This is a genomic window from Bacillus sp. FSL W7-1085 (assembly GCF_038595035.1).
GTDB lineage: Bacteria > Bacillota > Bacilli > Bacillales > Bacillaceae > Bacillus > Bacillus altitudinis.
The window spans coordinates 1535173-1560698 of record NZ_CP152000.1 but is presented as its reverse complement, the minus strand read 5'-3'; the positions used below and the strand labels follow the sequence as shown (position 1 = coordinate 1560698).

General features: G+C 41.1%; 30 protein-coding genes. All 30 read right to left on the bottom strand.

Translation table 11 applies throughout. From position 1 onward, the window contains the following. On the bottom strand, positions 1–1083 hold the full coding sequence (locus MKY11_RS07920; RefSeq protein WP_024720361.1) for a chemotaxis response regulator protein-glutamate methylesterase: 1083 nt from the start codon (positions 1081–1083) through the stop codon (positions 1–3). Continuing rightward, a complete protein-coding gene (locus MKY11_RS07915; RefSeq protein WP_100324982.1) occupies positions 1080–1985 on the bottom strand; it encodes a MinD/ParA family protein in 906 nt (301 codons plus the stop codon). The genes MKY11_RS07920 and MKY11_RS07915 overlap by 4 nt, the downstream gene beginning before the upstream one ends. After that, a complete protein-coding gene (gene flhF / locus MKY11_RS07910; RefSeq protein ID WP_342501991.1) occupies positions 1982–3100 on the bottom strand; it encodes a flagellar biosynthesis protein FlhF in 1119 nt (372 codons plus the stop codon). Before flhF ends, MKY11_RS07915 begins: the two co-directional genes overlap by 4 nt. Then, positions 3100–5133 (bottom strand): flagellar biosynthesis protein FlhA, encoded by a 2034-nt coding sequence (flhA, locus tag MKY11_RS07905; RefSeq protein ID WP_045034262.1) that lies wholly within the window; start codon positions 5131–5133, stop codon positions 3100–3102. The genes flhF and flhA overlap by 1 nt, the downstream gene beginning before the upstream one ends. A 29-nt stretch (positions 5134–5162) precedes the next feature. Further along, positions 5163–6251 (bottom strand): flagellar biosynthesis protein FlhB, encoded by a 1089-nt coding sequence (flhB, locus tag MKY11_RS07900; RefSeq protein ID WP_216895099.1) that lies wholly within the window; start codon positions 6249–6251, stop codon positions 5163–5165. Further along, complete coding sequence (gene fliR / locus MKY11_RS07895) at positions 6248–7027, bottom strand: flagellar biosynthetic protein FliR (RefSeq protein WP_007499578.1); 780 nt, start codon at positions 7025–7027, stop codon at positions 6248–6250. Before fliR ends, flhB begins: the two co-directional genes overlap by 4 nt. Positions 7028–7033: 6 nt before the next feature. Then, positions 7034–7303 carry a flagellar biosynthesis protein FliQ gene (fliQ, locus tag MKY11_RS07890; RefSeq protein WP_003211206.1) on the bottom strand — a complete coding sequence of 90 codons (270 nt, stop codon included), beginning with the start codon at positions 7301–7303 and terminating at the stop codon, positions 7034–7036. 16 nt (positions 7304–7319) lie between these two features. Next, entirely contained in the window at positions 7320–7985 is a 666-nt protein-coding gene (gene fliP / locus MKY11_RS07885) for a flagellar type III secretion system pore protein FliP (protein WP_007499580.1), read from the bottom strand. Continuing rightward, positions 7978–8637, bottom strand: a complete 660-nt coding sequence (gene fliZ / locus MKY11_RS07880) for a flagella biosynthesis regulatory protein FliZ (RefSeq protein ID WP_024720357.1) — start codon at positions 8635–8637, stop codon at positions 7978–7980. The genes fliP and fliZ overlap by 8 nt, the downstream gene beginning before the upstream one ends. An 18-nt stretch (positions 8638–8655) precedes the next feature. Continuing rightward, positions 8656–9018, bottom strand: coding sequence for a response regulator (locus MKY11_RS07875; RefSeq protein ID WP_003212360.1), 363 nt, complete (start codon positions 9016–9018; stop codon positions 8656–8658). A 27-nt stretch (positions 9019–9045) separates the two neighbouring features. Continuing rightward, a complete protein-coding gene (fliY, locus tag MKY11_RS07870) occupies positions 9046–10167 on the bottom strand; it encodes a flagellar motor switch phosphatase FliY (RefSeq protein ID WP_007499588.1) in 1122 nt (373 codons plus the stop codon). Then, positions 10157–11155, bottom strand: coding sequence for a flagellar motor switch protein FliM (gene fliM / locus MKY11_RS07865; RefSeq protein ID WP_008354483.1), 999 nt, complete (start codon positions 11153–11155; stop codon positions 10157–10159). The genes fliY and fliM overlap by 11 nt, the downstream gene beginning before the upstream one ends. Positions 11156–11187: 32 nt before the next feature. Further along, positions 11188–11616, bottom strand: a complete 429-nt coding sequence (fliL, locus tag MKY11_RS07860) for a flagellar basal body-associated protein FliL (RefSeq protein WP_041507304.1) — start codon at positions 11614–11616, stop codon at positions 11188–11190. Beyond that, on the bottom strand, positions 11613–11828 hold the full coding sequence (locus tag MKY11_RS07855) for a flagellar FlbD family protein (RefSeq protein ID WP_008344794.1): 216 nt from the start codon (positions 11826–11828) through the stop codon (positions 11613–11615). Before MKY11_RS07855 ends, fliL begins: the two co-directional genes overlap by 4 nt. A gap of 37 nt (positions 11829–11865) precedes the next feature. Beyond that, on the bottom strand, positions 11866–12660 hold the full coding sequence (flgG, locus tag MKY11_RS07850) for a flagellar basal body rod protein FlgG (protein WP_342501990.1): 795 nt from the start codon (positions 12658–12660) through the stop codon (positions 11866–11868). Positions 12661–12681: 21 nt separating this feature from the next. After that, complete coding sequence (flgD, locus tag MKY11_RS07845; RefSeq protein ID WP_041507305.1) at positions 12682–13125, bottom strand: flagellar hook assembly protein FlgD; 444 nt, start codon at positions 13123–13125, stop codon at positions 12682–12684. Next, positions 13125–14447: a flagellar hook-length control protein FliK gene (locus MKY11_RS07840; protein ID WP_342501989.1), complete on the bottom strand. Its 1323-nt coding sequence runs from the start codon at positions 14445–14447 to the stop codon at positions 13125–13127. The genes flgD and MKY11_RS07840 overlap by 1 nt, the downstream gene beginning before the upstream one ends. Next, complete coding sequence (locus MKY11_RS07835; RefSeq protein ID WP_061419077.1) at positions 14448–15134, bottom strand: MotE family protein; 687 nt, start codon at positions 15132–15134, stop codon at positions 14448–14450. A 12-nt stretch (positions 15135–15146) separates the two neighbouring features. Continuing rightward, positions 15147–15590, bottom strand: coding sequence for a flagellar export protein FliJ (gene fliJ, locus MKY11_RS07830; protein ID WP_024720352.1), 444 nt, complete (start codon positions 15588–15590; stop codon positions 15147–15149). 8 nt (positions 15591–15598) lie between these two features. Beyond that, positions 15599–16915, bottom strand: coding sequence for a flagellar protein export ATPase FliI (gene fliI / locus MKY11_RS07825; protein ID WP_342501988.1), 1317 nt, complete (start codon positions 16913–16915; stop codon positions 15599–15601). After that, entirely contained in the window at positions 16912–17676 is a 765-nt protein-coding gene (gene fliH, locus MKY11_RS07820; protein ID WP_024720351.1) for a flagellar assembly protein FliH, read from the bottom strand. Before fliH ends, fliI begins: the two co-directional genes overlap by 4 nt. Beyond that, entirely contained in the window at positions 17669–18685 is a 1017-nt protein-coding gene (gene fliG / locus MKY11_RS07815) for a flagellar motor switch protein FliG (RefSeq protein ID WP_034281776.1), read from the bottom strand. The genes fliH and fliG overlap by 8 nt, the downstream gene beginning before the upstream one ends. A gap of 11 nt (positions 18686–18696) precedes the next feature. After that, complete coding sequence (gene fliF, locus MKY11_RS07810) at positions 18697–20289, bottom strand: flagellar basal-body MS-ring/collar protein FliF (protein ID WP_017359091.1); 1593 nt, start codon at positions 20287–20289, stop codon at positions 18697–18699. A 50-nt stretch (positions 20290–20339) separates the two neighbouring features. After that, a complete protein-coding gene (gene fliE, locus MKY11_RS07805; RefSeq protein ID WP_007499609.1) occupies positions 20340–20657 on the bottom strand; it encodes a flagellar hook-basal body complex protein FliE in 318 nt (105 codons plus the stop codon). A gap of 11 nt (positions 20658–20668) precedes the next feature. Then, positions 20669–21121, bottom strand: coding sequence for a flagellar basal body rod protein FlgC (gene flgC / locus MKY11_RS07800; RefSeq protein WP_007499610.1), 453 nt, complete (start codon positions 21119–21121; stop codon positions 20669–20671). Beyond that, the gene (gene flgB, locus MKY11_RS07795; RefSeq protein ID WP_342501987.1) at positions 21121–21510 is read right to left on the bottom strand and encodes a flagellar basal body rod protein FlgB; all 390 of its coding nucleotides are present in this window, start codon (positions 21508–21510) and stop codon (positions 21121–21123) included. Before flgB ends, flgC begins: the two co-directional genes overlap by 1 nt. 290 nt (positions 21511–21800) lie before the next feature. Further along, on the bottom strand, positions 21801–22580 hold the full coding sequence (codY, locus tag MKY11_RS07790; RefSeq protein ID WP_041507309.1) for a GTP-sensing pleiotropic transcriptional regulator CodY: 780 nt from the start codon (positions 22578–22580) through the stop codon (positions 21801–21803). 34 nt (positions 22581–22614) lie between these two features. Then, positions 22615–24015 (bottom strand): HslU--HslV peptidase ATPase subunit, encoded by a 1401-nt coding sequence (gene hslU / locus MKY11_RS07785; protein ID WP_008344818.1) that lies wholly within the window; start codon positions 24013–24015, stop codon positions 22615–22617. A gap of 16 nt (positions 24016–24031) precedes the next feature. Continuing rightward, on the bottom strand, positions 24032–24577 hold the full coding sequence (hslV, locus tag MKY11_RS07780; protein ID WP_007499614.1) for an ATP-dependent protease subunit HslV: 546 nt from the start codon (positions 24575–24577) through the stop codon (positions 24032–24034). 14 nt (positions 24578–24591) lie between these two features. Further along, entirely contained in the window at positions 24592–25509 is a 918-nt protein-coding gene (gene xerC, locus MKY11_RS07775) for a tyrosine recombinase XerC (RefSeq protein ID WP_039166693.1), read from the bottom strand. Positions 25510–25526 lie beyond the last annotated feature (17 nt).

Here is a 25526-nt window from a genome sequence, read left to right as displayed (position 1 = left end):
TCACGCCCTCTCTTTTTTCATGGAGCTTATAATTGCATGTGCGATGTCATCCACATGCCTTGTTTCATGTGCAAGGCCTGCTTTAATGACTGATTTAGGCATTCCGAAAACAACACATGATTCTTCTTTTTCTGCAATGACTTTTGTATGACCGCTTGCGACCATTTTTTTGACACCTTCTGTGCCATCACTACCCATTCCTGTCATAATGACAGCGATTTTCTCGTAACCTTTTATGTTGCTGATGGATTCAAATAAATAGTTAACAGAAGGTTTGTGACGGCTGTCAGTGTCTTCTGGGGACAGCCTGATCACTAAAGCTGCCCCTTGTTCATGAAGTGACATATTCAATCCACCAGGAGCTATGTAAGCCACTCCATTTTTAGCGATGTCTCCATCTTGAGCTTCTTTGATCGTAATTTGTGATAAATGATCTAATCTAGTAGCCAGCGATGCCGTAAATCCTGCCGGCATATGCTGCACAATCAAAATCGGCGCCTCTATGTCTTTTGGCAGCTTCGTTACGACTCGTTGAAGCGCCCTAGGCCCTCCCGTAGAAGTTCCGATTGAAATAATCTTTCGGAGTGATGAACCGCTTCTTACTTCTTGCAGGCGGGGAGCGACCGCTGGAATTGGACTTGGCGGCTTCATGAACGGCTTAGGAGAAACTTGTTTCTCAGTACGTTTTCTCGACAGGCCTGCCGCAAGTACCCGCTCTACAATTTGACCTCTTACTTTGTGTAAATCGAGCGAAATACTTCCTGAAGGCTTTGTCACAAAGTCAAAAGCACCGAGTTCTAAGCAATGGATGGTTAATTCCTTCCCTTGCTTCGTCTGGCTTGACACCATAATCACAGCAAGGTCGTGTTCAGCCAGAATTTGTTTTAATGCTTCTGTTCCATTTAGAACAGGCATTTCCACATCAAGTGTGACAACATCTGGATTCAATTCCTTAATCCGCTTTAGGGCATCTTCTCCATTTCGCGCCGTTCCGACGACTTCAATTTCTTGCTCGGCACTTAGGAAATCACTGATGAGTTTTCTCATAAAAGCCGAGTCATCTACTACAAGCACTCTAATCATGAGTCCACCTTCCTCCTTTTAAAAAAAGAGGACAACTTATCTATAAACGTATGCTGCTCTCTCCGTGCCTCTCTTATCTGCTGATGATACAGTGTTTCAGCCAGCATTTTAATGGTTTTACTTAACCTTGAATGAGGCTGCTTCATATAAAATGGAATTTGTTCAGTGACTGCTTTAGGAACAGCAGGATCATCAGGCACCGCCCCAGCAAACACAAGCTTTCGGTGTAGAAATGACGTCACCACTCCTGCTAATTTCCGGTACGTTTCAGACCCTTCTGACGGGGTTTTACACCGGTTGACGATGATTTGAACAGACTGTTCAAACTGATGAATGGCTAAGTGCTTAATTGCGCTGTAGGCATCCATGATGGATGTTGGTTCTGGCGTTGTCACAACGACCACCTCTCCTGCCGATAAGACAAAGGGGAGTTGATCTTTTGACAAGCCTGCACCCATATCAAAGAATATACAATCAAAGTCATTCAATATTTTCTCCATCTCTTCTAAAAAGAACGACCATTGATCTTTGTCTAAAGAAAACAGCTGTTCAAGCCCGCTTCCGCCAGAAATGTAATACAGATTGTCCGTTCCTTTTGTCATAGCCGCTTGGAAGGATTTTTTTCTAACAAGCACGTCTAATATAGAGCTGGTCGATGTTTTCCCTAGTAAAATATCAATATTCCCCATGCCAAAGTCGAGGTCGATGATGAGCACTTGCTTGCCCGTACTTGCGATAGACAGTGCCATATTCAGCGTTAAATTCGATTTACCTACTCCGCCTTTACCGCTCATGACAGCAATGGTTTTCGCCTGTCCATTCGCACGAAGAGTGTTCGGTACAATCAGTTGATTCTGCTGAACAAGCTTTCTTAAACCTTCGGCTTGGTCAGGCTTCATCATTGTAAGACCATCCTTGTCAAATCAAGGGGGGAACTCTCAAGAATATCCTCAGGCACATTTTGACCATTTGTTAAAAATCCGAGCCCGATTTGAGATTCTGCAATGATTTGAAAGATCGTTCCCATCGTGTCTGTTTCATCAACTTTTGTGAAAATAAATTGATCGATTGGAACATGTTCAAAACGTTTGACCATGGCTTTCATATCCTGATACTTCGACGTCGCACTCATGACAAGAAAACTTTGAATGCTTTCATCAAATGGAATGATATCCGTCAGCTCTTTAATATACGCCTCTTCTTTAAAGTTACGGCCTGCTGTATCGATGAAAATATGATCATAGTCTTTAAAGGTCTGCTGTGCTTTCACAAAGTCCTCTCTTGAATAACAAACCTCAAGAGGTGCATTCAGCAGTTCAGCATATGTTTTTAGTTGTTCAATCGCTGCAATCCGGTACGTATCTGTTGTGATAAAAGCAATTTTCTTTTGCTGCTGAATAGCCGTTTTCGCAGCCAGCTTTGCAATCGTTGTGGTTTTACCAGCACCAGTTGAACCAAACAACACAATGTATTTCGAACGAATCATCAGCTCATCAGAAGTGTGAGCCGGCAGCATCCCTGTGAGTAGTTTTTCAAGTTCTTTTTCAATCTGCTCTTCTTTCACAGCACCTTTTGTTAAAAGACCCTTTAAGCACTCATCTCGAATCTCAGCATCAAGACCTTGATCCTTTAGCTTTTGATCCATTTTCATGAGAGAATCCGGTAAGATCCCGGCATGGCGTTCGTTTCTTGCATATTCTATAGGCTGAGAATGAGAAGGCGCTGCTTTGACTGCTTGAGCAGCAGCCGGCAGCTCTTGTGTAAGGTGTTGAGTCTGCTCCTTTTTCGGTAACACCGGGATAGGCGCAGCTGCTGGTTGTAATCCTTTACCGGCTCTTTCTTCAAAATCTTGATCCAGCACTGCAATCACTTCGACCATTTGCTGTTTCTTTAAACCGAACAGCTTTCGTTTGACAACGGTTTTCGAATTTAATATGACGGCATCCTTCCCAAGCTGCTGCCTGATTTGGATCGTTGCCTCCTGCATAGAATTCGCTGTGATTTTTTTCATTTTCATTAGATATCCACCACTCCGATGCTCTGTACTTCCACATTTGCTTCTAGTTCGTTATAAGATAGTACCGGTAATTCTGGGAAATATCTTTCTAACAACTGTTTGACGTACATTCTTATAGGAGGTGAGCATAATAGAACCGGCGTTTCCTGACGAAGCGAAAGCTGTTCAATTTCTCTCGCCACTGATTGAATCACACTTTCAGAGGATTCTGGATCTAACGATAAGTAGTTCCCATGCTCTGTTTGCTGCACGCTATCTGCAATTACTTTTTCGACTCGGCCTGAGCATGTCACGACTTTCAGTGATTCATTTTCTCTTGCATACTGTGCAGTAATCTGTCTTGCAAGTGCCTGTCTAACATACTCTGTTAGCAAGTCTGTATCAGTCGTTAATTTTCCGTAGTCTGCAAGGGTCTCAAAAATGGTCACAAGGTTTCGAATGGAGACCTTTTCTTTCAGAAGCTTTGCAAGTACTTTTTGGATATCCCCGACTGCTAGTGGATTCGGTGTTACCTCATCTACTAGAACTGGATAACTTTCTTTCAGATGATCGATTAATTGCTTCGTTTCTTGGCGTCCAAGCAGTTCATGGGTGTTTTGTCTAATCTTCTCTGTGATGTGGGTAGACACAACAGATGCTGGATCGACCACTGTATAGCCAAGCATTTCAGCCTGATCTTTTTCTGCTTCTGATATCCATTTTGCCGGCAGACCAAAGGATGGTTCGATTGTTTCAATTCCTTCAATCGGATCATCATCAGGCGTTGGAGACATCGCTAAGTAATGATCGAGCAGCAGCTCTCCTTTTGCCACTTCGTTCCCTTTTATTTTGAGCCTGTATTCATTCGGGTTCAGCGCAATGTTGTCTCGAATACGGACAACTGGAATGACAAGACCTAGTTCAAGAGCAAGCTGCCTTCTGATCATGACAATTCGGTCTAGCAGGTCTCCGCCTTGATTGGCATCTGCAAGCGGAATCAACCCGTAGCCAAATTCAAATTCAATGGCATCCATTTGCAGGAGATGAATGACGCTTTCTGGACTTTTCATCTCTTCTACCTCTGCCTGTTCTTCCAGTACTTCTTCAATCTCTTCTTGATCCTGTTTGTTTTTCGACATCATGTACGCACCGAGTGCAAGTAAACCTGCGATCGGCCCTGTCAAAAGTACGCCAATTGGCGTAAACAATCCAAGCAGGAAGATCGTACCTGCTGTGACATAAAGCATGGCAGGGAAGGCAAAGAGCTGACCCGTAATGTCTGAACCAAGGTTTCCGTTAGAAGCCGCTCTCGTGACAACAATCCCTGTCGCTGTTGAAATAAGAAGTGCAGGGATCTGCGACACAATTCCATCCCCCACTGTTAAAAGAGTAAAGTGGGAAGCTGATTCTTGAATCGACATTCCTTGCTGAATCATCCCAATAATGATGCCAAAAATAATATTGATAATAACGATGATAATACCTGCGATGGCATCCCCTTTAACGAACTTACTTGCACCATCCATTGCACCATAAAAGTCTGCTTCTCTTGCTACTTTTTCACGGCGGTTTCTAGCTTCACTTTCTGTCAGCATTCCTGCATTCAAATCTGCGTCAATACTCATCTGTTTACCTGGCATCGCATCGAGTGTAAATCTGGCCGCAACCTCTGATACACGCTCTGCCCCTTTGGTGATGACAATAAACTGAATGATGATCAGAATAAGGAAGACAACCAGACCAACGAGTATATTGCCCCCAACAACAAATGATCCAAACGTTTCTACAACCTTACCAGCATCTCCAGTTGATAAAATAGAACGGGTTGTAGAGATGTTAAGCCCTAAACGAAACAGTGTTAAGAGCAAAAGTAACGATGGAAAAATGGAAAATTGCAGTGGTTCTTGCATGTTCATTGTGGTGAGAAGCACGATAAGCGCAAGAGAAATATTAATAATGATTAAAATACTTAATAGGATGGGCGGAAACGGTATGACCAGCATCGCCACGATTAGAATAACACTGAATAAAACAGATAAATCTCTTGCTGACATGCCTGTTCTCTCCTTTTAAAACCAAAAATTCATAAAATCTTTTGTTTCGTTTTATATACGTAAGCCAAAATTTCTGCGATCGCCTTAAAATACTCTTCCGGCACCGCTTGGTCGATATCCACTTGATCATAGAGGGCGCGGGCGAGTGGCCGGTTCTCTACAGTCATGACATTATGTTCTTTCGCAATTGTTCTAATTTTCAAAGCCAAAATATCTGTTCCCTTTGCCACAACAAACGGCGCGTCCATCTTTTCTTCGTCATATTTCAAGGCAATTGCGTAGTGGGTCGGGTTTGTAATGATGACGTCCGCTTTTGGGACTTCCTGCATCATCCGTCTCATGGCCATTTCCCTTTGCCGCTGTTTAATTTTTGATTTTATGAGCGGGTCACCCTCTGATTTTTTATACTCATCTTTGATGTCTTGTTTAGACATCCGTAAGTTTTTTTCATAATCAAATTTCTGATACATATAATCAAGCCCTGCTAAGACCATGAGAGCACCTGCTGCATATAGACCCATAATCAAGGTCATATTTGCCACGAAATGAAGAGTTTCCTCTGCTGTTAATAAAGGAAGCCTCAGGATATCGTCAAAGTGCATCCAAAGTGCAATAAATGTCGCAAAACCAATTAAACCAATTTTCAAAATGGATTTTAATAGCTCTACGAGGGCTCGAATACTGTATATTCGTTTAAACCCTTTGATTGGATCGAGTTTTTCTAATTTCGGTTTGATTACTTCTGTCGAAAAGAGAAAGCCAACCTGCAAATAGTTACTAATGATCCCTGCCAGCATACCAACACCAAGGATTGGCATGAGGAGGAGTCCTGTTTCCTGAAGCAATTCCACAAATAGTTGATGAATATTAGATGTGCTAACCTTCATTAGCATCGTTGTTGAATAAAAACGTTCAATGAGCGCAATAATACGCTCTTTCATAAAAGGCCCAATAAAAAAGAATGATAAAAAGATTAGTAGAAATGAGATGGCTGTATTGACGTCGGTACTTTTGGCAACCTGCCCTTTTTTACGTGAATCCCGTCTCTTTTTCGGTGTTGCTTTTTCTGTTTTTTCACCTGCGAAAAATTGCAAGTCGAGTCTAAGTCTTGTCGTCATGACGAACCACCGACCAATGCTAAGAAATTCCTCATGGTGAGCACAATCGTTTCAAATGTATTTTGGACGACCCCGAAGATGACACCCATACAAATGATGATCATAATAAAACTCACGCCCATTTTAATGGGCAGTCCAACGACAAATACGTTCATTTGCGGAACTGTACGTGCCACAATTCCTAATGCCAAATCGACTAAAAACAAACTAGCCACAACAGGTGCTGAGATTTGAAAGGCTATGATGAACATTTGGTTGAAGCTCTTTGCAATAAAGTAAGCAAAGGATTCACTACCGAAGTTCAGTGCATACTGATCAACTTGAATATATTGAAAACTGTAATAGATTCCATCAAGCAGCAAATGATGTGCATTTGTTGCCAGCATCAGTAGCAAGGTAACCGTATAAAAAAACTGCCCCATCAGCGGCGTTTGCGCCCCTGTTTGTGGATCAATAATATTGGCAATCGCAAAACCCATTTGAAAATCGATGAATGAGCCGGCAATTTGAACTGCGGACACCATGATATATGCAATCAGTCCAAGCAGAAGTCCGACCATTGCTTCTTTCACGGCAAGCATCATGTAAAGACCGTCGATATCGAGTGCTGGCGGTTCTTTAATGGTGCTAAAACTAATGACAGCCAAAAACAGTGAAAAACCAACTCTGTGAACTGCTGGTATCGTTCGATGCGCTAATAGCGGCACTGTCACGAAAAAAGCGGTGATCCGAATGAAAACGAGAAGAAAGGCAGGAAATAATTCTATGATTGACATCTCTGATTAACCTGCAAATCGATCTAAATTCGAGAACAGCTCTGTTGTAAATGACACAATTGTTGAAAGCATCCACGGACCAAACACAACAAGTCCAATGAGCACTGCAACAATTTTTGGAATGAACGCAAGCGTCTGTTCTTGGATTTGGGTTGTCGCCTGAAACACACTGACAATTAGTCCCACGATTAGTGCGAGCGCTAGAAGCGGCCCGCTGACAAGTAATACAACATACACTGATCTTTCAGCCATCGTAATGACAAATTCTGAACTCATGTTTTAAGCACCTACTCTAAAAGCTTTGCAGCAAAGATTTAACAATCAAATACCATCCATCAACTAATACAAATAACAATATTTTGAAAGGGAGCGATATCATAACCGGCGGAAGCATCATCATCCCCATCGACATCAGGACACTTGCGACCACCATGTCAATAATTAAAAATGGAATAAAAATCATAAAACCAATTTGAAATGCCGTCTTTAATTCTGAAATTGCAAACGCTGGTACCATCGCCGTTAAGGGAATATCTTTAATCGATTCAGGGGTATCCATTTTTGCGTAACTAAGAAATAAAGCCAAATCTTTCTGTCTCGTATGTTTACTCATAAACTCTTTAATTGGCACTTCGGCTTTTTCATAGGCCTGATTTAACGTAATATCATCATTTAAAAGCGGCGTGAGTGCCTCTTTATTAATCTCTGAGAACGTGGGTGCCATAATAAAAAATGTGAGAAACAAAGCAAGTCCTACAAGCACTTGGTTTGGCGGCATTGAGTTGGTTGCAAGTGATGTTCTGACGAACGAAAGAACAATCACAATCCGTGTAAAACAGGTCATTAAAATAAGAATGCCTGGTGCAACTGAAAATACAGTTAACAATAAAAGAAGACGGACAGATGTGCTAATATTCCCTGCGCCACTGGAATTAAATAAATCGATAAACTCATTCATTTTGTTTCGGGCCTTTCTTTCTGACTTCTGATTGGGTCTTTTTCAATTCGGCTAGCTGCGCCTTTAAATTGGCTGAAAAAGAAGAAGTGGTCGGCTGATCGTGTTTCTTCACTTGCGATGTTAATTTTTGCATCATTTTCGGTAAGTCAGTCTTACTTTCCATCGCTTCTTCGTATTGTTTCACAATCGCTTCGCATTCTTGTTCATCATCGATTTCTTTTAGTAGCTGGATTGAGTCTGCTACGCCGACAACTAATACTCGTTTGCCCACTTTGATCAGCTGAACTGAACGATTTTGACCAACCGTCGTTCCGCCAATATTTTCAACATAGCGAAATGGCTTGAGTAAGCGGTTTTGCTTTCCAACAAATCTCACCAATCCGTAAATGAGCAGGATGACAAAAAGTAAGGCACCAATCATTTTGACAAAATCCATAATGGAGACAGAAGAAGAGGGAACTTCTTCTGCCGGATTCGTTTGATTGTCAGTGGTTTTCTTTTCTGTATCCTTTTTGCTTTCTTTCTCATCTTTGAGCCAGTCATTCACTGTGCCATTTTCAGGATCTTTTGTTTCAGCAAACAGTGAGGCTGGCTGCGCTGTCAAGAAAAGCATAAAACTGATCATTGCTATACATATCAAACGTTTTTTCAACAAGTCTTACACCCTTTTTTAGCCTAACGTTTTATTAATTGCTTCAAGTACACGGTCTGCCTGGAATGGCTTCACGATAAAGTCTTTTGCACCTGCTTGAATGGCATCAATAACCATTGATTGTTGTCCCATCGCTGAGCACATAATGATTTTTGCAGAAGCATCGATTTGTTTAATTTCTTTTAATGCTGTGATCCCGTCCATTTCTGGCATTGTGATATCCATTGTGACTAGATCAGGAGATGTTTCTTTAAATTTTTCAACAGCTTGTGCGCCGTTTTCTGCTTCTCCTACTACATCAAATCCGTTTTTTACAAGAATATCCTTAATCATCATTCTCATGAATGCTGCATCATCTACGATTAATACCTTAGTAGCCATTTACTTATTCTCTCCCTATATGTTTGTTTATTTTAAATTAGAAAGTCTTTCAGACTGACTTAAAATGTCAGTCACACGTACACCAAAGTTCTCATCAATGACAACAACTTCTCCTTTGGCGACGATTCGTTTGTTGACCAGAATGTCGACTGGCTCACCTGCAAGTTTGTCCAGTTCAATGATACTTCCAGCGGAAAGTTCAAGTACTTCTTTCACACTGCGCTGCGTTCTTCCAAGCTCCACTGTAATGGAAAGTGGAATATCCATCAGCATATCAAGATTACCGAGCTGACTTGTTGTATGCTGAGGCTCACTAAATGCCTCAAATTCAACTGGCGCCACATTGACAGGTTCTGCCGGCTTTGGCTTCGCCTGTCTTTTCGGCGGTGCCGATTGCTGCATAGGAGCAGATTGTGCTTGCGGAGCAGCCTGCTGTGGTTCAGGTGCACTCTGAGGTGCTTCTTGAACCGGCTCTTCTTCCGCTGGGTCTGTTAATTCTGCAATCAAATCTTTCGCAAACGTAATAGGGTAAAGCTGCATAATATTTGAATCTATGAGTTCACCTATTGTTAATCTAAAGGACACTTTGACAAGCATCTCTTCAGCTGGAATGCGGTCTGTGCCTTCTCCTTCTTTCACATCAAGCAACTCAACGCGAGGCGGAGAAATATCAATCTTTTTATTAAAGACTGTTGACATGGACGTCGCTGCTGAACCCATCATTTGGTTCATCGCTTCTTGTACTGCACTTAAGTGAATTTCACTTAACGACGGGTCAGCATTTGTTCCATCTCCGCCCATCATTAAATCCGCAATGACTGCCGCATCGGTTTGCTGGATGACAAGCAGGTTACTAGCGCTAAAGCCTTCCGTATAATTCACTTCAATCGCGACATACGGATGAGGAAATTCCTCATTCAGCTTGCTTTTTTGAATCACTGTGACAGTTGGAGTTGTAATCTCCACTTTTTGACTTAATAGGGTTGAAAGTGCTGTTGCAGAGCTTCCAAATGATATATTTCCGATTTCCCCAATGGCATCTTGTTCCATTGCAGAAAGGAGTGTATCAGGCTCTATATCGTCATTGCTGCCTCCTTTAAGGAGCGCATCGATTTCATCTTGTGATAATTTACTTCCGTTATTCTCCATCTTCTTCACCTCTTATGTCGTGATCTAGAATTTGAATCGCCTGTTTCCGATTCACGCGGCCGGCCTGTCCCAAGAATTTCGGTTTATTTCCGACCATAACAGTAAGAGGCGCATTTACTGGTTTGTCCAAGGCAATACAATCACCAATTTCCAAATTCAAAAACTCTTCCACCGTCATTTCCGATTGTCCAAGCTCTGCGACTACCGGTATTTTCGCCGTCATAATCCGTTTTTCAATGGCCTTTGTTTCTTCTTGTTTCGGTTCATTTCGTTCAGATTGCATCCAGTAGTGTACAGACAGCTTCGGAATAATAGGCTCTAATACTACGTGAGGAATACAGAGGTTAATAACCCCGCTTACCTCACCAATTTGTGTATTAAGAGAAATGACGACAACTGTTTCGTTTGGTGACACCATTTGAACAAACTGGGGATTTACCTCGAAATCTGCCATTTCTGGCTCGATGTCGGTTATGGACTGCCACGCTTCTCTGTAGTTTTCCAAAGCTCCCTCAAACATGTTTGAGATAATCTTTGTTTCGATTTCTGTCAGTGATTCTGTCTTATTATGACTAATGCCAATCCCACCCATCAGCCTATCCATCATGGCATAGCCAATCGTTGGGTTCACTTCAAGCATGATTCTTCCTTCAAGCGGGCTGACATAAAATAAGTTTAATAATGTCATATTAGGAATCGAACGAATAAATTCTTCATATGGCACTTGGTCAACCGAGCTGACAGAAATTTGAATATATGATCTTAGCTGCGCTGAAAAGTGTGTGGTAAGCAGTCTAGCGAAGTTATCATGAATTCTTGTTAAACTTCGAATCTGGTCTTTTGAAAAGCGCAGTGCACGTTTAAAGTCGTACACTTTCACTTTTTTCGTCGTTTCTTCTTTTTTCAGCTCTTCTGCATCCATTTCGCCTGTTGATATGGCGGATAATAATGCGTCGATCTCATTCTGGGAAAGCACTTCTCCTGACATTTCTTCACCTCCATCGTGTCAATTAATCGCCTCTATTGCAGATTAAAGGAGGTTATATAAACTTCTTTCACCTTGCCATCTTGCAAATAGTTATTCACTTTGTTTTTGACCTGTGTTTTAAAATGTTCTCTGCCTTTTTTGCCATCAAGTTCATCTGCATTCGTGTCTGATAAAATGTCAATCACGGCATCTTTCACTTGGAAGCTTCTTTTTTCAAGCTCTTCTTTGGCTTTTTCTGAATCAGTTTCAATATTTAGTACAAGTTTAACCGCATTTCCTTCAGATTTTAAATTGGTCACAATCTCAGGAATTTCAACAGAAGCTTTTACGACTTCATCTGCTGTTGGCTCTTTTTCTGCTTTTGCTTCGTCTGACCCATTCACCAGAAAGAAAATACCTGCTCCAATTCCGACGATAGCAATAATCATGATTAGCATTACTACGACTAATTTCTTCTTCATTCAAACTCCTCTATTCCTTGATTCAATGAAATGACTTGGATTTTTCTATAGAAAGAAATGATTTTCTCCTGAAGCTGCTCTTCATCTTCTTTCACAACGAATTTCTTTCCATTGGCGAGTGTAATGGTCGTGTCTGGAAAGCTTTCGATTTGCTCGATATGGAGAGCGTTGAGCATAAATCCTTTGCCATTTAATCTTGTCACTTCAATCATATTAAGCAGAGAAGCGATAAACCGCTCCTCCTACCTCCTATCGTTTCAGATTCACAAGTTCTTGCAGAATTTCATCAGATGTTGTGATCGTCTTTGCATTCGATTGGAATCCACGCTGTGCGATAATCATTTCTGTAAACTCGTCTGTTAAATCAACGTTTGACATTTCGAGTTTACCTGTTTGAAGTTCACCTGTTCCTTGAGTTCCAGGAGCCATGGCATTACTTGGTGCACCGGAACTGAGCGTTTGGCGATATAAGTTATCCCCAACTTTATCTAGTCCTCCTGCATTACTGAAAGACACAAGTGATACTTGTCCAACAGTACGAGAAACGTTGTTCTCAACAACAGAAACGGTCCCATCTGGCCCAACACTAACACTTGACACATTGTCTCGTGGAATGTTGATTCTTTGCCCATCCATACCAAGAAGATAGTTTCCATCAGATGTTACCAAATCCCCATTTGAATCAGGTTTGAAGTTCCCTGTTCTTGTAAAAAGGATTTCACCTTGCTTTTCAATACGGAAAAATCCATCTCCATTAATATAGAAATCATATGGTTCGTCTGTATTTTGAGAAGCACCTGATGTCATGATTTTATCAATAGAAGATAAAGCTGATCCTAATCCAACTTGTTTTGAGTTGATTGAACCAGAGTTATTCGTCGGTCCACCAGAACTTGCAATGGTTTGACTGACCATATCTTTAAAAGTGATACGGCTTTTTTTGTATCCATGTGTATTGACGTTGGCCACGTTATTGGCTACAACATCTAATTTTGTTTGGAAGTTTTTCATTCCGCTAATTCCTGAGTAAAGTGAGCGTAACATTTATTTTCCTCCTCGATTTGCTTACGATTTTTCTCCAACAGTTGTAACATCCCATGGGCTGATTTTCGTTCCATCTTCTAAATATAGGAAGTATTCATTGTTTATGTTTTTCACAGACTTCACAGTGCCAGATATGTCTTTATCATCTTGTTTGCCCGCTACTTCTTTACCAATCCAGCCTACATATGTCGTAAATGGATCTTGGTGTGCAACAAATGTAGACATGATCTGATTCATTTGAGTGATAGATTCGTTCATATTCATTTGCTGTTCTAAAGAAGAAAATGTTGCAAGCTGTGTGACAAACTCACGGTCATCAATCGGGTTTGTCGGATCTTGGTTTTGAAGCTGCGTAAGCAAGATTTTCAAGAACTGATCTCGGCCAAGTGTATCTGTTTTCTTTGCTGCGTTTGAAGAAGTGTCCGCTTGAGCGGCTGTTCTATTCGTCGCATCAACAGTTGCCATTAGATCTCCTCCTCTTCTTCTTCTGATCCAACAAGCGCATCTAGTACATCTTGGAATTCAGCTTCCTGTTCTTCAGGCTGCTGGAAACTTTGTCCTTTTGATGGCTGCTGCTTGCCTTCCTCATTAAATTGTCCAAAAGACGGCTGCTCATTTGACTGAAGCGGTATATGGAAACGGTCAACTTGAACCGACATATTCGGTAGCGCCTGCTTGAGCTGCGGCAGATGATGCTCGAGCAGCTCTTTTGCTGCTTGCGTTGAAGCTGTAATTTTACTCGCATACATCCCGTTTTGTTTCGTTAGCTGGATGGTAATAAACCCTAGATTTTCTGGATTTAATCGTACGGTAAACCGTCCGCTTGAATTGCCAAATGGTGTGAACTTCATTTGTTTCCACGTATTTAAAATCTGCTGATCAACCGTACCTGGCTTTTCGTCAGTTGTTTGCGTCTGCTGCACAGGAGCAGCTGATTGCAGTTGGAAGAACTGTTTATGCCCTGGAAGCAGCGTATGGGTGATTGTTTTTTCAGAAGCAGGTGCCGTAGTGCCTTGACCTTTGGTGACTTCTTTTTTCATAAGCCATTCAAGTGAGGCAGCACCTTTTGCTGGAGATGAGAAGGAAGATTCTTGCCTTGGAGCAACCATTTCTTTTAACTCTCCTAAGGAAATTTTCCACTCTTTATCTGACCCTTTCGCATTCGCCATCATATGATCGATTAACTGATTAAAGTGTTTCAGCTCGCTTTGCGACATATTATTCAGCTTAGGTGCCGATCCTTGCGAGAAGAACTGCTCTTTTACTTGTTGAATGAGCTTTTCATCTGCTCCGTTTTTCGTTAGAAACTTGATGAAATCTTCACCTTTTGCTTGGATATCCTGTACAAGTTTTGCATCAAAGCTCACCGGCTGCTGATTCAGTATTTGATATAAGAAAAAGTGGACTTGTATGAGCTGTTCACTATGTTCAGCAACTGGCTTCTCATCCTGATCGCCATAGATCACCGATTCCATCTTTTGAAATAGCTCTTCAAGTGAATTTAAGTCAGCCCCCTCAAGCTTTTGCCCTTGCAGCGCCTGAAGTGCCGCAAGAAGATCTCCATCTATTCCTTCTTCAGGTGATTGCATCCATTTTTCAATGATTTGCATCGCATCATTCATGGATAGATTGGTTTCCGCTGGCTGAGAAATAGCTGGACCACTTTGAATACCTGCGCCATTTAACAATTGTTTAAACAGGCCGCGAGCAGATACTGCCCCCTCTCCCTTTAGTCCCGAGAGACCTTGGGAAGATTGCTGTAAGGCTCCAATGTCCAATAGCTTCACTTATTGTCCACCTCCATTTTCACTTTCTTCTTTTTTGGCAAGCTCCTTCGTGAACGTTGCTGCCTTCTGAGGTGTCAGTTTTGCTAATATGTCCGTCAGCTTATTTTTACTCAGCTCTTCAAGGATCTTCAAAGCTTCTTTATCACTTAGCTCTGATAAAATTTTGGCAGATTTTCCTGCATCCATGCTTTCATAAATGCTGGCGACCTTTCCTTTTGATTGCTGATTAGAAGATGCTGACGAATCAGTTGAAGATCCTGATGCGTTATTACTTGATGTTGTACTGTTTGATGAACTGTCACTTGCTGACGTGTTCTCTTTATCAGATGTTTTTTCAAGTGAATTGATTTTTTGATTCAATCGTTTAATCTCTTCATCACTTGTCTTCAAGTCTTTTTGAGCAATTTCAAGTTCATTCTCTTGTTCTTTAATCGTCTTTTTCAACGCTTTCAACTCTGTATCACGTTGATCGTTATTTGAAGATGACGTTTTTGATGTGTCATCTGATCCAACCAAGCTGCTAATCCCTGGAATGTTTTGGAGCGGTTTCTTTAGATCATAACCTGCCATATAAAGGATTGTGCCCGTTACAATCACAAGCACAACCAATGGGATAATGACAATAAACAAGATCCATTGAAATTTACCGCCGCCGCTTGATTCCTTTGTTTTTTCCTTCTTAGGCATTCATCTCGACTCCTAATGTCCTTGAAACATGAATTGGCTGATAGAGATATCATCCATTTCTTTCATTTCAATTGCCTTATGTTCAAGGGAGAACTTTTCAAATTGCTTTTCTTTCATTTTTTCAAACTTTTTAAACTCAATATTTTTTTCAGTTAAATCAGATTGTTTTTCATTCATTTGATGGCGTTTCATGATCACAAGCTGCTGATAATGATGAATGGTGTTATCTAAGTTCGTCACAAATTGCTGATAATGACGCATTTCTTGAACACTCATCCCACTTCTCAGCTTTTCTTCTTTGCTCTTTTCCATTAGCTCTTTTTTACTCATATTTTCATAGAGTTTTTCAGCGGCTTGCTCAAATGCCGAAACGGATTGTTGATACGCTGCGAGTGATTTGTCTTTTTCACTTTCTTTCAATTCTAAGAGCTTTTGAAATTTGTATTGATATCTCACTGTTTTTGTCAATCCTCTCTATTCATCAAACTGAGCAATATCCTCACGCTGTCTTCAATCGATACAGCCTCTTCAACGTCCTGCTTCAAAAATGAAATCAGTTGTGGGTAAGCTTGCATGGCCTCATCAATATCTTTAGAGGAGCCTTTTTTATATGCTCCAATGTTAATGAGGTCTTCAGCGTTTTGATATGTGGATAAAAGCTGGCGGAACCGGTTAGCCGCTTCCTTGTGATCATGACTTGCGATATTACTCATGACACGACTGATACTTTTCAGAATATTGACAGCTGGAAACTGTCCTTTGTTGGCCAGTGCACGATCAAGTACTATGTGGCCATCTAAAATCCCCCGCACTGTATCAGCGATCGGCTCATTCATATCGTCACCATCAACAAGCACTGTGTAAAACGCTGTGATGGAACCAAGTTGATTTGTACCAGTTCGTTCTAGCAATTTTGGCAGTATAGCGAACACTGAAGGCGTATATCCTTTTGTTGTTGGCGGTTCACCGGTTGCAAGTCCTATTTCCCGCTGTGCCATGGCGACCCTTGTGACAGAATCCATCATAAACATGACATTTTTGCCTCTGTCTCTGAAATATTCGGCAATAGCTGTTGCAGTATAGGCTGCTTTTAATCTTGTCAGTGCGGGCTGATCTGAAGTTGCGACAACAACAATCGAACGCTTCAGTCCTTCAGCTCCTAAATCTTTTTCGATAAACTCGCGAACTTCACGTCCACGCTCTCCAACAAGTGCAATGACATTGAGATCCGCTTCTGTCTGCTTGGCAATCATCCCCATCAAGGTACTTTTACCAACACCGCTTCCCGCGAATATGCCAATTCTTTGACCAGTGCCGACTGTGAGCAAGGTGTCAATCACTCTGACACCAACGCCCATTTTTTCACGAATAGGCGGTCTGTCCATCGGGTTTGGAGGAGATTGTTCTGTTGAGACAGGTGCAAGTCCTTTAGGAAGCATGCTGCCGTCCAGTGGATCACCGAAGGCATCAACAACCTGCCCGATTAAACCAGTTCCTACTTTGACCTTTAACGATTCACCTGTTGCTTCAACAAGACTGCCTGGTGAGATGTTAGAGGCTTCTACGTAGGGCATGAGTAGAATGTTTTCATCTTTAAAGCCAACGACTTCTGCTTTGATCGGATGATTCTTACTCCCTTTTTTGTGAATAAGACATACATCACCGATTGAGCTTTCTGGCCCCTTGGACTCGATCATCAGTCCAACAACTCGATTGACTTTACCAAAACGTTTATAAGGATCGGCGGTTTCAATCGTTTCTTTTAGCACATCTATGTTCATTTGTGATCACCTGAATCAATGACTTCTAATAACTTTTCTTTTAACTGATTCATTTGGGTATCAACACTCGCTTCCACTTTTCCAAAGCTTGTTTCGACGTAACAAGTACCTTTTGGTGCTTTTTCATCCGAGTAAATGGCAAGATGTGTATTCTTTTGAAGGATTCTATTTAATTCGTCTTTATATTCCATCACATGTTCGTAATGTGCAGGGTCGACATAGATGGAAATATCGTCATATTCCTTCACTTCTGAAACGACCTGCTTCACTAGCGTTAAAAATTGTTCTTTTGTGTCCTCAGCTGCATTCCATACTCGTTTAGCGAGCTCAAACGCAAGTTCGACAATTTCTTCAGCAGAGCTTTCGATTTTTGCTTCATAGTCCTGCTTTGCAAGGCTGACAATGTCATTCGCTTGATCAAGAATCGATTGATACTGTAAATTCGCATCTGCTTCGCCCTTTTGAAAACCATCTTGATATCCTGTTTGTTTCGCTTCTTCAATGAGCTGTACTCTTTCTGCTTCAAAATCAGCTCGCCGCTGATTGATTTCAGCCATTGTTTGTTCCAGCTCACGATTTGCTTGTTCTAAAATACGGCTTGCTTCATCTTGCGCATCACTTAATACAAGCTGAGATGCTTCTGTCTCGTTGACAAGCTCTTCTTCGTGATGTTCTCTTTTGAATTCCACTTGCTGCAAGGGAATGGTTTGACGGCCTTGTTCAGGAATAACAGATGTTTCATGTTTGATAATCCTAGACAATGATATCGTCTCCTCCACCTCGAGCTATGACGATTTCTCCAGCCTCTTCAAGTCTTCTTACGATGCTGACAATACGAGTCTGTGCTTCCTCGACATCTCTAAGCCGGACAGGTCCCATAAACTCCATTTCTTCTTTGAACGTTTCGACCATACGTTGCGACATGTTGCGGAAGACAATTTCTTTGACTTCTTCGCTTGCCACTTTGAGTGCAAGTAGTAAATCGTCATTTTCAACATCTCGAATCACGCGCTGAATGGCTCTGCTATCAAGAGTAACAATGTCTTCAAAGACAAACATACGTTTCTTAATTTCATCAGCAAGCTCAGGATCTTGAATTTCCAGTGTATCTAAAATGGTTTTCTCCGTTGCACGGTCTACACCATTCAGTACTTCGACTACCGCTTCGACTCCGCCCGTTTGGGTATAATCTTGCGTAAAAGTTGAAGAAAGCTTTTGTTCAAGAATACGTTCCACCTCATTGATGATCTCTGGAGATGTGCGATCCATTAAAGCAATTCTTCTTGCAACCTCAGTTTGTACTTCCTCGCCTAACTCAGATAAAATCTGTCCAGCCTGTACTGGATCTAAGTAGGAAAGAATGAGCGCAATGGTTTGTGGATGCTCGTGCTGGATAAAGTTTAAAATTTGCTCTGGGTCAGCCTTTCTAGCAAAATCAAATGGTTTCACTTGAAGTGAGGATGTTAAGCGATTTAAGATGCTGTCCGCTTTGTCCTCACCAAGCGCTTTTTCAAGCACTTGTCTTGCGTACATAAGGCCGCCTTGTGATATGTAGTCCTGCGCGATGGCAATGCTGTGAAACTCTTCGATGACTTCATCTTTTTTAGCAGTATCTACACTTCGTACATTGGAAATTTCTAATGTTAATTTTTCTATTTCGTCTTCAGACAGATGTTTGTATACAGATGCTGACACGTCTAGCCCTAAGGAAATCATTAGGATTGCTGCTTTTTGTCTGCCTGTTAGTCGATTTGGATCTTTTCTCGACATGTGTATTCCTCCTAATCCTCGGACAGCCAGCTGCGTAGCAATTTAGCAAAGTCTTCTGGTTTATCTTTTGCCATTTTTTCAAGCTGATTTTTTCTCACCATTTCTTCTGTTTCTGGCTCAGTATCGATATCAGGAACATGAATTGGTGTACGTTCATCAAACTCAAACTCTTCTTCCTCTTCTTTTCTTCGCTTACGTACGAGAAGAATGATGAGAGCGATAATGGCGAGTAGTAGCACACCGCCAACAATATAAACCCAAATTGGAATATTGTTTGAAGGGTTTTCTGCTGCCGTTTGCTGTTTACCGTCTAATTTTGATACAGATAAAACGATTTTGTTATCTAAGTCAGCTTGAGTGAGCGCTTGACCGTTTGTGTATTCTTTATCAATCGATGTACTGATGATGGTTGAAAGAATTTTTTTGATATCATCCTGCCTTTCAGCAGTTAATGAATTCGGATCGTTTGCAGTAGGCGGTTCAACCAGTGCCTGAATGCCAACGTCTCTGATTTTATAAGGACTTTCTTTGATATCTTTATGAATGCGGTTGACTTCATAATTGATACGATCTTCGCTCTTTTCGTAATCTCCGCTTCCGTTCGTTCCATCGGCGCCTTGATAATTTGTGACATCATCGTCACCTGTTCCAGCGGTGCCTCCAGCTGCTGCGCCATTGCCTGAATAAGTTTCAGCAATCTTTTCAGCGCTGACAGCAATTCCTTGCATGTTTTCTTGATCAACTGGTTCGACAAGATCTTCTTTTCTTTTTTCTTCAGTAAAATCAATGTCTGTAGTGACCGATACGGCAACTTTCTCTTGACCCATCATCGTTCCAAGCAGCTGCTGAATTTTTCGTTGAAGATTCTTTTCAATCTCCTCTTTTTTCTGCTGCTGTGCATCCATTCCACTTGCATAGGAATCTGAGCTGCTGTTTAAGTCATAGTAGTTGGAATCTTGGTCCATAATGACAATGTTTTCTGTTTTTAAATTCGGCACACTTTTTGAAATAAGATGATAAAGGCCTTTTACTTGTTGCTGAGTAAGCGTGTAGCCTGGTTGAACTTGCAGCACAATTGATGCTGATGCATTACTTTGCTCTTCTCCAACAAAAACGGAATCTTTTGGCAGGTTAATCATAACCTTTGAATCTTTAATCCCATCAATCGTGTTGATCAGATTGGATAGTTCTGTCTGAGTTGCGTCTACTTTCAGAACATCAAATTCATTATCTGTTAAACCGAAGCCGGAATTGTTCGCAAAGAAGGAGTAATCAATATTCCCTGTTTTAGGAAGTCCTTCTGATGCAAGTGTTACTTTTAAAGTGTCTGCTTGCTTTTCTGGAACTAAAATCGTCGTTCCGTTATTTGCAAGTTCCGATTTAACGTTTTTGCCATCCAGTTCCTGTTTGATTTGCCCTGCTTCTGCCTCAGACAAATCTCTAAACAACGGAACCATTTTTTCAGAAGAAGCAAAGATGCTAACAACCGTAATAATGATTGCTAGGGCAGCTACGCCGCCAATCATGAGTATTTTTTGTAATTTTGATCGATTTCGCCAAAACTCAACTGTTTTTGTTCTTAATTGCATTAAAGTACGATTCATCTTAACCCCCGGTCATTCCATTCAGTCTATTTTTTGTCCACCAGCACCTCCTACATCTGCATTCTCATAATCTCTTGGTACGCTTCGACTGCTTTATTCCGAAACTCGGTTGCAGCTGTGAGTGTCACACTCGCTTTTTGTGAAGCAATCATGACTTCATCGAGATTGACATCTTTCCCTTGTGCGAGAGCATTCGTATACTGGTCTGATTTCAGCTGTGATTGATTTAATGCCTCAATGGAATTCTTCAGCACATCAGAGAAATTCGTTTGACTTTTAGGTGCAGCCGCCTGCACAGACGATGCATTCGTCAATTCACTTGCTTGCTGAGCGGTTTGAAGCTGGAAAGGAGATATTGCGTTAACCAATTCTTTTCACCTTACTTTCCTATTTCTAAAGCTTTCATCAGCATGCTTTTATTCGCATTCAGCGCAGTCACGTTTGCTTCATATGATCTTGAGCTGCTGATGAGATCAACCATTTCCTTTAATGGATCAACGTTTGGTGTTTGAACATATCCATTTTCATTGGCATCGGGATTTGTAGGATCATATTGAAGGTTGAATGGAGTTTCGTCTTCAGTAATTTTTGTTACTTTGACGCCGTTTCCTAATTTGCCGCTCGAATTCATGCTTGAGTTCAATATAGATGAAAATGATTCACCTGACGGCTGTAATGTGACGAGCTTGCGTCTATAAGGCTCCCACTTGCCATCAACCTGTTTAGCTCTTGTTGTATCCATATTCGCAAGGTTAGAGGATACAACGTCCATTCTGAGCCTCTGTGCTGTTAATGCTGAGGCCGAAGCGTTCACGCCTGAAAAAATCGACATCACTTACCTCCTGTCAAAACTGTTTTAAGAGAATTGAACTTTCCGCTCATTCTTTCAACCAACGCATTATACTGAATTTGGTTTTTAGCGAGTTCACTCATCTCTTGATCAATATCGACATTATTTCCGTTTTCTTGATAAGAAGTACGGTTACTCGAAACAACTGAATAATTAGACCCTGTTTTAGAAAAGTCAATGTGACCTCGGTATGTTTTTTTAGCATCTAATTTGATTGACGCATCATTTAGCATGTCGTGGAATGCAACTTTTTTAGACTTGTAGTTCGGTGTGTCTATATTCGCGATATTATTGCTTATGACTTTTTGCTTAACATTCGCTCTGCCCAAGGCATTCTCAAGGTTGCTTATCGTTCCAGAAAATATATCCAAAACCATATACCTCCAATCATATGTATTTCATTCCATTTAATCATGTCGAGATTTGTAAAACCATATGTTCATTGTAAGAAATAATAGGATTAAAGTCTATGATGTAATTGTAAAAAAAACTCGTAATATATATCTATTTTACGAATAGGTATAAAGACCTAGATTCAAAGCACTACAGAATTGTAAGGGGTTTCTTGGAAAAAAGAGTGTCATTTTTCGGACAAATCCTCATTTTTTATACAAAAAAACCCTTTTCAGCGTTTATTTCGGCCGAAAAGGGTTTTTTTTGATTAGTGAGATTTTAAATTTTCAAGTTCAATTAAAAATTTGTTGTTTAATACTTTGATGTATGTTCCCTTCATTCCAAGAGAACGAGATTCAATAACGCCTGCACTTTCTAATTTACGAAGTGCGTTTACGATCACTGAACGAGTGATTCCTACACGGTCAGCAATCTTACTTGCCACAAGCAGCCCTTCGTTTCCATCAAGTTCTTCAAAGATATGCTCAATCGCTTCAAGCTCACTATATGAAAGAGAGCTGATTGCCATTTGGACAACTGCTTTACTTCTTGCTTCTTCTTCGATTTCCTCTGACTTCTCACGAAGGATCTCCATTCCAACAACTGTTGCACCGTATTCAGCAAGAATTAAATCATCATCTTTAAATGTATCTTGCAAACGAGACAGGATTAACGTTCCTAAACGATCTCCTCCTCCGATAATTGGCACAATGGTTGTCAAACCTGATTCAAATAAATCACGGTTTTCAATCGGGAAAGCTGTATACTCACTGTTAATGTCAAGATTTGAAGATGTTTCAGGGATGTTGAATAGACTCTTTGTATATTCTTCAGGGAACTGACGATCTTCCAACATTTTTTTCATACGTGCATTTTCAATCTGCTGGTTAATGGAGTAGCCAAGAAGTTTCCCTCTTCTGCTTAATACGAAAATGTTTGAATCAATGACATCTCTCAATGTTTCTGCCATTTCTTTAAAATTAACCGGCTTCCCCGCTGCATCTTGCAGCATCGAGTTAATAATCCTTGTTTTTTGTAGTAACGCCATAATAATGATCCTCCTAGATTACTTTATTCATTTGTTAAAGTATAAATTGACTTAAGTCTTTATTATTTGCAATCTTGCCTAGCTTCTCTTCTACATACTGAGGGGTAATGGTCACTGTTTCCATCGTAATATCAGGCGCCTCAAATGAGAGCTCTTCTAGCAGCTTCTCAAGTATGGTGTGAAGCCTTCTTGCACCGATGTTATCCGTCTCCTGATTGACGTGATAAGCCACTTCGGCAATCTTATGAATAGCATCGTCAGAAAATTCAAGAGATATACCTTCTGTTTCAAGTAGAGCCTTATATTGCTTTAATAACGCGTTATCTGGTTCCGTTAAGATTTTCACAAAGTCTTCTATACTTAATTTATCTAATTCTACACGGATTGGGAAGCGTCCTTGAAGCTCTGGAATCAAATCCGAGGGTTTCGCCATATGAAAAGCGCCTGCTGCTACAAATAGAACATGATCTGTTTTCACAGCCCCATACTTCGTCATCACAGTGGAACCTTCTACAATCGGTAAAATATCACGTTGAACCCCTTCACGAGAAACATCTGCAGACGATGCACCACCGCTTTTGGCAATTTTATCGATCTCATCGATAAAGATTATTCCTTGCTGTTCTGCTTTTTGCACGGCTTCCTGACCGACTTCATCCATATCAATCAGTTTTGAAGCTTCCTCAGCAGTTAACGCTTTTCTCGCTTCTCTGACGGTCAGCTTTCTGCGTTTTTTCTTTTTAGGCATGAGATTGCTAAGCGCATCCTGCATGTTCATACCCATTTGCTCCATACCCGAGCCTTGAAGCATATCAAACATGGAAGGCTGCTGCTCTTCAACTTCAATCGTGACGTAATGGTCTTCAAGTTCACCCATCGCCAGCTGGTGCGCAATGCGTTTTCTCGTCGACTCAAGCTCTACTTCTTCACTTGAGTGATCTCGATCACTTTCATCAGCATCAGAACCACCAAACAGCATCTCAAAAGGATTTTTCACAGACTGACTTTTTTTCTTTCCAGGAACAAGTAGATGAACAAGCCGTTTGTTTGCTTGTTTTTCCGCTTCTTCTTGAACATCCTTCATTTTTTCTTCTTTGACTAGTCTGATTGCTGTTTCCACTAAATCTCTGACCATTGATTCTACGTCACGTCCGACATATCCAACTTCAGTAAACTTCGTCGCTTCCACTTTAATGAAAGGTGCACCAGAAATCCTTGCAATTCTGCGGGCAATTTCTGTTTTCCCCACACCTGTCGGACCAATCATTAAGATGTTTTTAGGAACGACTTCATCCTTTAGCTTATCATGTAAAAGACTTCTTCTGTAACGGTTTCTTAAAGCCACCGCCACTGCTTTTTTCGCATCAAGCTGACCAATAATGTACTGATCGAGCTTTTCAACTATCTCTCTTGGGGTGAACGGCTTTTTCTCCATACGTCTCATGTCCTTTCTATTCAAGCTCTTCTAAAGTGATTTGATCGTTCGTATAGACACAGATTTCTCCGGCCGTTTCAAGAGCCGCCTTTGCAATCTCTCGAGCTGAGAGATGGTCACCTGCATGTTTTTTGAGTGCTCTCCCGGCGCTAAGCGCGTAGTTACCGCCTGACCCGATAGCCAAAATGCCATCGTCTGGCTCGATGACCTCTCCTGTTCCAGATACGAGCAGGATGCTTTCTTTATTCATGACGATCAGCATGGCCTCAAGCTGTCTGAGCATCTTGTCACTTCGCCATTCTTTCGCCAGTTCTACAGCTGCTCGTTTTAGGTTACCACCGTATTCTTCAAGCTTCGTTTCAAACTTCTCAAAGAGTGTAAAAGCATCTGCAACTGAACCAGCAAAACCTGCGAGTACTTTGCCTCCGAAAAGACGGCGCACTTTTTTTGCTGTGTGTTTCATGACGACAGCCTGCCCAAAAGTGACTTGACCGTCTCCAGCCATCGCACTTTTTCCTTTATGTTGAACGGCAAAGATTGTGGTTGCATGAAATGATGACATGAAAAAACCTCCTTTTAGGATCGTTTAAAAGCCCTTGGGTGATGAGACATGTACGTTTTTCTTAAAGAATCTTTTGATACATGCGTGTACACCTGTGTTGATGATAAATTTGAGTGACCGAGAAGTTCTTGAACACTTCTTAAATCCGCTCCCTCGTTTAAAAGATGCGTAGCAAAGGTGTGCCTTAACATGTGAGGATGGATATGTAATGTGCCAGACGCCTTTTTCATTAATTCAGTTAGAATGAATCGAACGCCTCTGTCTGTAAGAGGAGCTCCGCGCTGATTCAAAAACACATGTGAATCAGCACGATCCTTTCCCTTCACTTTCAGCTTCTGCCTTCCATCCTCTAAATATGTGGAGAGCGCTTCATGTGCATAAGAGCCGAAAGGTACATACCGTTGTTTGCTGCCTTTCCCATGAACAAGCACTGTATCCATCGATAAATCAAGATCAGATTCTTTTAATGAACATAACTCACTGACTCTCATACCTGTTGCATAAAGAAGTTCTAAAATGGCTTGATTTCTTTGACCAAGCGGTGTATTTACATCAGAAACTGTAAATAGCTCTTTTAGCTCCTCTTCATACAAAAATGAAGGAATTCGCTTATCCTGCTTTGGTAAGCTAACGAGTAAAAAAGGATTTTCTTTCACAAGCTGTTCTCTTAATAAAAATTTATAAAAGCTGCGAAGTGCAGAGACTTTCTTACTAATCGTTCTTCTTGTAAGGCCTTTTTCATAAGCTTCTGTTAAATAAATTCTCGTATCTTGATAGGATACCTCTTCAAAACCGTCTATTCCTTGAATGTTCATAAATCTGACAAACTCTTCAATCGCCTCAGTATAACCCGAGATCGTTAAAGCTGAATAGTTCTTTTCAATCTGCAAATATTCAATGAATAAGTGGACAAGACGCTGTTTCTCTGTCATTTTTACACCTCTTTAAG

Bases quoted from the DNA above. Each gene is read 5' to 3' on its own strand.
- MKY11_RS07835 (WP_061419077.1), bottom strand. From the start codon at position 15,134: ATGCCTAAGAAGGAAAAAACAAAGGAATCAAGCGGCGGCGGTAAATTT.
- fliM (WP_008354483.1), bottom strand. From the start codon at position 11,155: ATGTCAGGAGAAGTGCTTTCCCAGAATGAGATCGACGCATTATTATCC.
- MKY11_RS07855 (WP_008344794.1), bottom strand. From the start codon at position 11,828: ATGATTGAAGTGACAAGATTAAATGGCAAAGGATTTATGCTCAACGCT.
- flhF (WP_342501991.1), bottom strand. From the start codon at position 3,100: ATGAAAATGAAAAAAATCACAGCGAATTCTATGCAGGAGGCAACGATC.
- flgD (WP_041507305.1), bottom strand. From the start codon at position 13,125: ATGGCAACTGTTGATGCGACGAATAGAACAGCCGCTCAAGCGGACACT.
- codY (WP_041507309.1), bottom strand. From the start codon at position 22,580: ATGGCGTTACTACAAAAAACAAGGATTATTAACTCGATGCTGCAAGAT.
- fliR (WP_007499578.1), bottom strand. From the start codon at position 7,027: ATGTCAATCATAGAATTATTTCCTGCCTTTCTTCTCGTTTTCATTCGG.
- fliL (WP_041507304.1), bottom strand. From the start codon at position 11,616: ATGAAGAAGAAATTAGTCGTAGTAATGCTAATCATGATTATTGCTATC.
- hslV (WP_007499614.1), bottom strand. From the start codon at position 24,577: ATGTCATCATTTCATGCAACCACAATCTTTGCCGTTCAACATAAAGGA.
- MKY11_RS07915 (WP_100324982.1), bottom strand. From the start codon at position 1,985: ATGATGAAGCCTGACCAAGCCGAAGGTTTAAGAAAGCTTGTTCAGCAG.
- xerC (WP_039166693.1), bottom strand. From the start codon at position 25,509: ATGACAGAGAAACAGCGTCTTGTCCACTTATTCATTGAATATTTGCAG.
- flhB (WP_216895099.1), bottom strand. From the start codon at position 6,251: ATGACGACAAGACTTAGACTCGACTTGCAATTTTTCGCAGGTGAAAAA.
- fliQ (WP_003211206.1), bottom strand. From the start codon at position 7,303: ATGAGTTCAGAATTTGTCATTACGATGGCTGAAAGATCAGTGTATGTT.
- flhA (WP_045034262.1), bottom strand. From the start codon at position 5,133: ATGTCAGCAAGAGATTTATCTGTTTTATTCAGTGTTATTCTAATCGTG.
- fliG (WP_034281776.1), bottom strand. From the start codon at position 18,685: ATGTCGAGAAAAGATCCAAATCGACTAACAGGCAGACAAAAAGCAGCA.
- flgG (WP_342501990.1), bottom strand. From the start codon at position 12,660: ATGTTACGCTCACTTTACTCAGGAATTAGCGGAATGAAAAACTTCCAA.
- MKY11_RS07920 (WP_024720361.1), bottom strand. From the start codon at position 1,083: ATGATTAGAGTGCTTGTAGTAGATGACTCGGCTTTTATGAGAAAACTC.
- MKY11_RS07875 (WP_003212360.1), bottom strand. From the start codon at position 9,018: ATGGCTACTAAGGTATTAATCGTAGATGATGCAGCATTCATGAGAATG.
- fliF (WP_017359091.1), bottom strand. From the start codon at position 20,289: ATGAATCGTACTTTAATGCAATTAAGAACAAAAACAGTTGAGTTTTGG.
- fliP (WP_007499580.1), bottom strand. From the start codon at position 7,985: ATGAATGAGTTTATCGATTTATTTAATTCCAGTGGCGCAGGGAATATT.
- hslU (WP_008344818.1), bottom strand. From the start codon at position 24,015: ATGGAGAAAAAGCCGTTCACCCCAAGAGAGATAGTTGAAAAGCTCGAT.
- fliI (WP_342501988.1), bottom strand. From the start codon at position 16,915: ATGAACATAGATGTGCTAAAAGAAACGATTGAAACCGCCGATCCTTAT.
- fliY (WP_007499588.1), bottom strand. From the start codon at position 10,167: ATGGAGAATAACGGAAGTAAATTATCACAAGATGAAATCGATGCGCTC.
- flgC (WP_007499610.1), bottom strand. From the start codon at position 21,121: ATGTCGATTTTTTCAGGCGTGAACGCTTCGGCCTCAGCATTAACAGCA.